This is a genomic window from Salinivibrio sp. AR640, from assembly GCF_001995405.1.
GTDB classification, from domain to species: Bacteria; Pseudomonadota; Gammaproteobacteria; order Enterobacterales; family Vibrionaceae; genus Salinivibrio; species Salinivibrio costicola.
The window spans coordinates 1-1,088 of sequence record NZ_MUFD01000059.1; the positions used below are offsets into that span (position 1 = coordinate 1).

At 47.2% G+C, this 1,088-nt stretch carries 2 tRNA genes and 2 rRNA genes; all 4 read right to left on the reverse strand.

What is annotated here, in order from left to right:
- Nucleotides 1–289: ribosomal RNA gene (locus BZG75_RS15445) — 23S ribosomal RNA — on the reverse strand; the annotation flags it as partial.
- 267 nt (nt 290–556) lie between these two features.
- Nucleotides 557–632 (reverse strand) — tRNA-Ala (locus BZG75_RS15150).
- A 134-nt stretch (nt 633–766) separates the two neighbouring features.
- Nucleotides 767–843 (reverse strand) — tRNA-Ile (locus BZG75_RS15155).
- Between the two features lie 91 nt (nt 844–934).
- A 16S ribosomal RNA gene (locus BZG75_RS15160) occupies nt 935–1,088 on the reverse strand; the annotation flags it as partial.

Sequence of the window (1,088 nt, forward strand, 5' to 3'; positions counted from 1 at the left end):
ACCTAACGCCAAGTCTGCTTAAGGGCTAATCCGGGGTCGCTCGCCGCTACTGCCGGAATCTCAATTGATTTCTTTTCCTTCGGGTACTTAGATGTTTCAGTTCCCCGAGTTCGCCTCTTAGCGCTATGTATTCACGCTAAGATACCTGCTTATGCAGGTGGGTTYCCCCATTCGGAYATCCCAGATTCAAATGGCTTTTACTGCCTTATCTGGGCTTTTCGCAAGTTAATACGTCCTTCATCGCCTCTGACTGCCAAGGCATCCACCGTCTACGCTTAGTCACTTAACCATACAACCCCAAAAGGTCTTGCATGAAAACAACTAAGGTTTTGTTTTTGCCGGACTCAAATAGAAGCTTTGTCGTTATTGATTYAATAAGACAAAGTCCAAGCACACTTGATTGTGTGAGTGACATGATATGTCACTGATTGAGAACTTTACTGTCATTCTTWAAGAATGACTTGTCAGCTTTCCAGATTGTTAAAGAGCATGTGTRTTTATCACGACGATAAACCACTTTTTAAAGGCACTTATCAWTATAAATACGCTTAAAAAGTGGTGGAGCTAAGCAGGATCGAACTGCTGACCTCCTGCGTGCAAGGCAGGCGCTCTCCCAGCTGAGCTATAGCCCCATCATGATATCCTTAGACGGACTTCTTTATAGAAGTCCACTTCGCTTAACCCAGTCAGATTTGAAGTGAGACGCGCAGTGTGCTTTAGCACATGAGCATCGCAGCTATCAAAGATGACGCAGGATAAGTAGAAGTGGTGGGTCTGAGTGGACTTGAACCACCGACCTCACCCTTATCAGGGGTGCGCTCTAACCAGCTGAGCTACAGACCCATCTAAGGTACGAGCCCCAAACTAAGGAACTCATATCTCTTTGACATTTTGACCGTGCAATCTGTGTGAACACTCGCAAGAATAGCGTCAGTAAGGAGGTGATCCAGCCCCAGGTTCCCCTAGGGCTACCTTGTTACGACTTCACCCCAGTCATGAACCACACCGTGGTAAACGCCCTCCCGAAGGTTAAGCTATCTACTTCTGGTGCAGCCCACTCCCATGGTGTGACGGGCGGTGTGTACAAG